This window comes from Candidatus Angelobacter sp. (assembly GCA_035607015.1).
Classification (GTDB): domain Bacteria; phylum Verrucomicrobiota; class Verrucomicrobiia; order Limisphaerales; family AV2; genus AV2.
The window spans coordinates 1-6954 of the sequence record DATNDF010000194.1 but is presented as its reverse complement, the minus strand read 5'-3'; the positions used below and the strand labels follow the sequence as shown (position 1 = coordinate 6954).

Here is a 6954-nt window from a genome sequence, read left to right as displayed (position 1 = left end):
ATCTCACAATGCGATCGACGGTTCACGCTTGGCCAAAGAATCGGCGCGCCGGACTGTCCGGTTCCGACCGGCGGCGGGCCATGGCTCAAAACACTGCCCCCGGTCTTCCTGCCAGAATGGCCGGTGGCTCAAAACGGCGCTACTCACTTCACTTCGATCATGCGCTGGCAGGGTTTTCGCGACGCGCATCACAACGGGGTCTCCTACGGCCAGCGCGACAGGGAGTTTCCCAACTTTCTTGACGTGCCGAAGCTCACGCAGCAGAAATTCCGCATTGCGCAAATGGGCATCGAGCCAAAACTCCTGGAGAACCGCGGCTGGGAAACAAGCCCGGGCGAAATAATTTCAAAGACACCGGCAAGTTACCGCGAGTTCATTCAACGATCCCGCGGCGAATTCAGTGTGCCGAAACACGGCTATGTGAAAATGCGCGGCGGCTGGTTCAGCGACCGCAGCGTGTGCTACCTCGCTTCCGGCCGACCGGTGTTGGTCGAGGACACGGGCTTGAGCGACTGGCTGCCCATCGGGGAAGGCGTCTTGACTTTTGGCGATTTGAACGAAGCGGTCGCCGCCATCAACCGGATCGACATCGACTACGAACGACATCGCCGGGCCGCGCGTCATCTGGCGGAAAACGTTTTTTCGACGGACCGCGTGCTGCCGGCGTTGCTGAATGCCGCGATGGACTGACATGAGAATCGCCCAGATTTCCACGTTGTCCGCGCCCGTACGGCGCGAAACCGGCGGCAGCGTTGAATCGCTGATCTGGTTGCTGACGCGCGAACTGGCGCGCCTGGGGCACAACGTCACCGTGTTCGGCGCGGCCAATTCCGAGGTGGACGGCGAACTCGTCGCGACGCTGCCGGGCCCGTACGGCACTCATGGTTCCATCGACGACTGGCATTTGTGTGAGTGGGTGAATTTGTGCCGCGCGGTGGAAGAGTCGGATCGTTTCGACGTCATGCACAGCCATGCGTATCTCTGGAGCATTCCGCTGGAGCCGTTCGCGCACGCACCCATGGCGCATACGACGCATATCGTTCCGGACGACAGCGCCGCGCGGCTTTGGCAGGTGTCCCCGAAATCCTGCGTCACGGCAGTATCGAAACATCAGTGGAGCACGCACCCGAAACTGCGGCCTGCTGCGGTCATTCCGCATGGCGTGGACGTCTCCGGGTTCACCTTGCGCGAGGATCCCGATGATTACGTTTGTTACCTTGGACGATTTACTTCGGGCAAAGGGCCGGTCCAGGCCGTCGAAGCGGCGCGCGAACTGGGATTGCGCCTGATCATGGCCGGACCGGATAACAAATACTTCCGCGAGCAGGTGAAGCCCCTGATCGACGGGAAGTCGGTGGAATATGCCGGCCCGGTTTCGGGCAGGGCGCGCGACCAACTCCTCGGCGGCGCAAAGGCGCTGCTTTATCCCATCCAGTATCCGGAAGCATTCGGCCTTGTGCTCGTGGAAGCGATGCTTTGCGGGACACCGGTCGCCGCGATGCGCCTCGGCGCCGTACCGGAGATCGTGGAGGACGGCGTGAACGGCTGCACCGCCACTACCGGGGAAGAATTTCTCAAGGCCGTTCAACATTGCTTCGGACTCAACCGAAAGCACATCCGCCAGTCGGCCGAGCGACGCTTTTCTGCGGAGCGAATGGCTCGTGACTACGCCGGTCTTTACGAGCAACTGGCCGGATCAAAGCGTGCGGATGATGCGCGCGCGCCCGTCGGATGAACGTCCTCGTCATAGCGCCGCATCCCGACGACGAGTCGATCGGGTGCGGTGGAGCATTGTGTTTGCACGCACGCCGCCAGGACCGCATCTCGGTCGTTTATCTTTCATCCGGTGAACTCGGTCTTAAACATTTGCCCGCGACCAGAGCCCGGCTTATCCGTGAACGCGAGGCGGAAAAAGCAGCGAAGACTCTCGGTGTAACGAACCAATTCTTCCTGCGCCTGCCCGACTGGTTTGTCGGCGACAACGTCGGCCGGGCCGCGAAAAAGCTCACGACGATTCTCAAACGAACGACACCGGACTTGATTTATCTGCCTCATGCCGCCGAATGGCATCCGGATCACAAAGCCTGCCTGCCGATTGCGCGTGCCGCGCTACGGAAAAGCGGCATCGCCACACCCGCGTTGCGCGCTTATGAAGTCTGGACACCTCTTGCAGAATGGAATCACGTTGAAGACATCACTGCCGTCATGCCGCGAAAACTCCGCGCACTGCGAGCACACCGGTCACAGCTGCTCGAATTCGATTACGTGCGCGCGGTGACTGGATTGAACCAGTTTCGCGGTGAACTGGCGGCCAAGTGCCGCTTCGCCGAGGTCTTTCAGTCAGTCTCATTGCCGCGCACGAAATGAGGAAGCCTCTCCGCATTGCGATGTTTGTAGGAAGCTTCCCGGTCGTTTCCGAAACGTTCGTGGTGCGGCAGATTTTGGAGCTTCTCAATGTCGGCCATGACGTGGATATCTATGCGGATTGCCGCGGCGACCCCGGCATGCCTGCCCCACCTGAAGTGCTTGCGCACGGGCTGCTGGAGCGAACCACGTTCATCGACATGCCGGCGGAAACCGCGCCGTGGGAGATGCCGGTTTGGCCGGTTACCGGGCGCACGTGGCCGCCCGGCTCGGCGAGCTCGGTCCACAATTCGATTCGAGTGGCGCGCGCCATTCCGAAGTTTTTCAGGTGCCTCGTCAGATCGCCGGGCTTGACGTTCCAAACGCTGCGGCCGGCCGAATATCGCTACCAGGCAAACAGTCTCTCGGCACTGCACCGGCTGGCCGCGCTTTCCCGCGTGTCCGGAAAGTACGACGTGCTCCACGCTCACTTCGGCCCGGTCGGAAACAGCTTTCGGTTCGCTCGCGAACTCTGGCATGCTCCTCTGGTCGTGAGTTTTCATGGCTACGATTTTTCAACGGCGCCGCGAAATGAAGGCGCAGATGTTTACCGGCGTCTGTTTGCGACGGCGGATGGGATTACAGTCAACAGCGACTATACGCGGCAGCGTGTCGAAAAACTGGGGTGCCCGACCGCAAAGCTCCACAAACTCCCCGTCGGCCTCGATATGAACACATTTCCGTTCCACGAGCGGACACCGAAGCCCGACGAACCCGTGCGCATTCTCACCGTGGCCCGGCTGACCGCGATCAAAGGACATGAATTTGTGATCCGCGCCATGGCCAGACTCTGCGGGCAACGCAGGCTTGTTCACTACGATATCGTCGGAGACGGGCCCCTGAGGAAGAAACTGGAGCGGCTTGTCGAGGAGTCGCATCTTGCCGCGCAAGTCACTTTTCACGGCGCGCTCAACAGTGACGAAGTGCGACGCCTGATGACTGCGGCCCATATCTTCGTTCTCGCCAGTGTGAGCGTCGAAGGTGATCAGGAAGGACAAGGACTGGTATTGCAGGAGGCGCAGGCGTCGGGTCTGCCGGTCGTCGCTACTCAACACGGTGGGCTGCCGGAAGGCATGTTGGAGGATCAGTCCGGATTTCTCGTTCCTGAACGGGACGTCGACGCGTTGACGGAACGGCTGGAGCATCTGCTGGGGCATCCGGAAACATGGCCCGCCATGGGCCGGGCGGGACGCCGGTTTGTGGAATCCCGTTACGACATTCGCAAGTTGAACGTTCTATTGGAAACGATTTATTCCGGGATGATTGGCGCGTTCGGGAGCCACAGAGCCTTTTTTTAACAGTATCGGATCGGATCCCATGAGTGACGAGTTCAACGTCAACGAATACTGGCTGAAGCGAGGCCGGGCGAATCCGGCGGACGAAACGCGTTACGCGGAATACCACCTCCTGCAAGAGCGTTTCCTGTCCAAAACACTTCGCCAAAGCAAATTGTCGTTGCAGTCGATTCTCGAACTGGGCTGCGGATCGGGACGCATTACCAGATTGCTGGCAGAAATGTATCCAACCGCGCAGATTACCGCGTTGGATCTGAGCACTGATCGTCTCGAAGCTGCCAGACTCCACTGCGCGGGAGCCGCCAACATCCGTTTTGTGCAGCACGATTTTTATTCGGATACCCCGCTCCCGGGCGCGGGCTACGACGCATCCATCGCGGTCGAAGTATTGCTGCATCATCCCAGGGCGGCGGTGCGTTCGTTGATTGGACAACTCTCCGCAATTTCGAGTTTTATCATGAACATTGACTGGAGCGAAGCGTGGCCGTGGAAGCCGCCCGAACACGTCTGGATTCATGATTATCAGGCTGTCTATGCCGAGGCCGGACTAAACTGCGCGACGTTCGTGCTGCCGCAAAAGATCGACGGCATGCAGCAGAAACTTTTTATCGCATCAAAAAAGATGACTCGCCAGATGGTTGAACTTCTGGGGATGGCCGGAGAGACCGTCGCCGAGAACGGCACCGGGCAGAACGCCGCCGATTCAAACGCTGCGCGCTGGGCGGAGCAATTACAACTGGCAACCGCGGAAATCCTGCAGCTTGTGCCGGAGGGGGATAGTTTCATCCTCGTCAATGACGACCAATGGGGAAATGAAGCCGAGTTTCCGCGACGACGGATCATTCCATTTCTCGAGCACGAGGGACGTTATTGGGGGCCGCCGGGGGAAGATCAAACCGCGATTCGTGAGCTGGAGCGCCTTCGACATGCGGGCGCGAGCCACATCGTCTTTGCCTGGCCGTCTTTTTGGTGGCTGGACCACTACACAGGCTTGAGAACCTATTTGCAGACGCACTACCCTTGCCTACTGACAAACGACCGACTGGCAGTGTTCCATCTGAAACCGCGAAAGTAACCTGCATGCCCAGCAGCCGGCCAAATACCATCCCGACCGTGATTCATCTGGTGCGCCAGCTCAGGCCGAAGTCCATCCTCGATGTCGGCGTCGGTTTCGGCAAATGGGGTCATCTGTTCCGCGAATACACGGACATCAACGAGGCGGAACAGGATCCGACGCGCTATCGCCGCAAGAATTGGCGTGTGCGCATTGACGGCATTGAGGGTCACGCCGCGTATCTTACGCCGATGCACCGTTATCTTTACGATCGGATTCACATTGGCGACGCCGGCGAGTTGATGAAAAAGCTTCCGCGCTACGACCTTGTTTTCATGGGCGACATCATCGAACACTTCGAAAAGCGCGCGGGTCTGCGGCTGTTGCGTGACGCGCTGAAGAAAGCGGGCAAGGCGGTGATCGTCACCACGCCCAAGTACGAGACAGGCCAGGCGGATTTATGCGCCAACGAGCTGGAACGGCATCGGAGTCTCTGGTCAGCGAAAGACTTCGAGCGGTTCAAGCGTGCCACGGTGAAAACGATCGACCGCGCCACTCTGCTGGCGGTGCTGCACAAGGACGGGGCGCCCCAGCTACATTGCACACCTCCGCTGTCGGCAAAAACCGCGGAATCGCGGCGATTGCGCCTGGCGATTCAAGACATCGAACGGCACCTGCCGTTGGCGGAGTGGTTCGTTCTTGTCGATGAGGAACAGATTCGCAGCCGGCTGCCGCACAAGCACGCGCTACCGTTTTTGCAAAGAGCGGGAATGTATTGGGGCCCGCCACCTGATGATGCCACGGCGATTCAGGAACTGGAGCAACTTAGAAAAACAGGCGCCTCGCGCATGGTCTTTGTTTGGTCGTGTTTTTGGTGGTTGGAGCATTACTCCGCATTGAACCGCCATCTGCGCGAACGGTTCCCCGTGAGCCTCTCCAACGAACGGGTGCTCATTTTCGATCTTCGCCCCTGAAAGCGACCGTTTGGCGACCCTCACTTGACCCCATGGCCGGTAGGATGCGCCATGTGACACGCCAAGCCGTCGCTACCGGAGGTAAATTGACCGGTTCGTTTTCATGAGCGTCAATCAAGCCCATCTGCAATCGCAAAGTGGTGCCGTCGGGGCACCACTTCGCCGCCGGTCGTGCTTTTATCTTGGAGCTCTCCGAAAACACCCGCGACAACGCAACTGAAGTTGTTCTTACGATCGAAGCAAACGGCTCCCGAGAGGAAAAGGGGCGGCGGATTCTCGTCCCCAGCACAATCATTTTCGAAGACAACCGAACCGGGTTGCCCCACCAAGAATTCATGGACCGTTGCCGTGGTGACGGTAAACCGCATTGGTCCCAGGTACGTGGAGTTGCGCGAGAATGTCGCGGAGGACTTCGCGGTGAATCGTGCTGAAGCGTTCATTGGGCGGTCGCCGTCTTCTTCACTTCGGCGATCACAGCCTCAAACGCCGGCTTGGGCTGGTCGTTGGCGTCGAACAAAAGCGGCTTGCCGTTGGCCCGCCAGGAGACGGCGTCGTTTGCGCCCCAGAACGTGACCATCTTCACTGAGTCGCGGTGCTTCACGAATGCGCGGAAGATTCCGCCGTAGGCGTCAGCCAGTTTTTTGTCGGCGTCGCTCGCGAGACCCCCCTGAGTGGCCGCTGCGTTGTTGGCGATGTCTGCTCCAAAACCGCGCTGGCCGCCCCGAGCACTGTTGACGTCGAGTTCGGTGATGTGGATGGGCAGGCCGAGCGTTTTCATTTCAGCCAGTGCTTGATCCATGGTCTCGTACGTCGTGGACACATTGACGTGGGCCTGCGAGCCGATGGCGTGGACGGGCACCTTCTGTGCCTGGAGCGACTTGATCAACGTGATGAGTTTCCTGCGTTTGGCTGCGTTCTCCAATCCGTAGTCGTTGTAGCGAAGAATCGCGTCGGGGTCTGCTTCGTGCGCGTACTCGAATGCTTTCGCGATGAAGTCCGGTCCGATGATTTCCAGCCAGAGCGAGTTCCGCAGAATGTTTGTGCCGTCGCCATCTGCGATAGCTTCGTTCACCACATCCCAAACCTTGACCCTGCCTTTGTAGCGACCAACGACCGTATGAATATGGTTGCTCATCCGAGCCAGCAACTCATCACGTGATGCGCGCGGGCCGTTGTATCGGCCGAAGCCACCGCCGAATCCACCACGGCCAAAGCGATTTGTTGCACG

General features: G+C 59.4%; 7 protein-coding genes. 6 read left to right on the top strand and 1 reads right to left on the bottom strand.

All coding sequences use genetic code 11. The annotated features are described in order from the left end of the window. From VN887_07975 to VN887_07950, 6 genes are all read left to right on the top strand, one after another. Nucleotides 1-690: glycosyltransferase family 1 protein (locus VN887_07975; GenBank protein HXT39944.1), on the top strand; the 690-nt coding region annotated here is incomplete at its 5' end. Nucleotide 691: 1 nt separating this feature from the next. Beyond that, the gene (locus tag VN887_07970) at nucleotides 692-1735 is read left to right on the top strand and encodes a glycosyltransferase family 4 protein (GenBank protein ID HXT39943.1); all 1044 of its coding nucleotides are present in this window, start codon (nucleotides 692-694) and stop codon (nucleotides 1733-1735) included. Then, nucleotides 1732-2367: a PIG-L deacetylase family protein gene (locus VN887_07965; protein ID HXT39942.1), complete on the top strand. Its 636-nt coding sequence runs from the start codon at nucleotides 1732-1734 to the stop codon at nucleotides 2365-2367. Before VN887_07970 ends, VN887_07965 begins: the two co-directional genes overlap by 4 nt. Then, complete coding sequence (locus VN887_07960; GenBank protein ID HXT39941.1) at nucleotides 2364-3701, top strand: glycosyltransferase; 1338 nt, start codon at nucleotides 2364-2366, stop codon at nucleotides 3699-3701. The genes VN887_07965 and VN887_07960 overlap by 4 nt, the downstream gene beginning before the upstream one ends. A 19-nt stretch (nucleotides 3702-3720) precedes the next feature. Beyond that, nucleotides 3721-4773: a class I SAM-dependent methyltransferase gene (locus tag VN887_07955; protein ID HXT39940.1), complete on the top strand. Its 1053-nt coding sequence runs from the start codon at nucleotides 3721-3723 to the stop codon at nucleotides 4771-4773. Nucleotides 4774-4778: 5 nt separating this feature from the next. Continuing rightward, on the top strand, nucleotides 4779-5726 hold the full coding sequence (locus VN887_07950; GenBank protein HXT39939.1) for a class I SAM-dependent methyltransferase: 948 nt from the start codon (nucleotides 4779-4781) through the stop codon (nucleotides 5724-5726). Nucleotides 5727-6162: 436 nt separating this feature from the next. Here the strand turns inward: VN887_07950 and VN887_07945 are convergent, their stop codons facing one another. Further along, complete coding sequence (locus VN887_07945) at nucleotides 6163-6873, bottom strand: endo-1,4-beta-xylanase (GenBank protein HXT39938.1); 711 nt, start codon at nucleotides 6871-6873, stop codon at nucleotides 6163-6165. Nucleotides 6874-6954 lie beyond the last annotated feature (81 nt).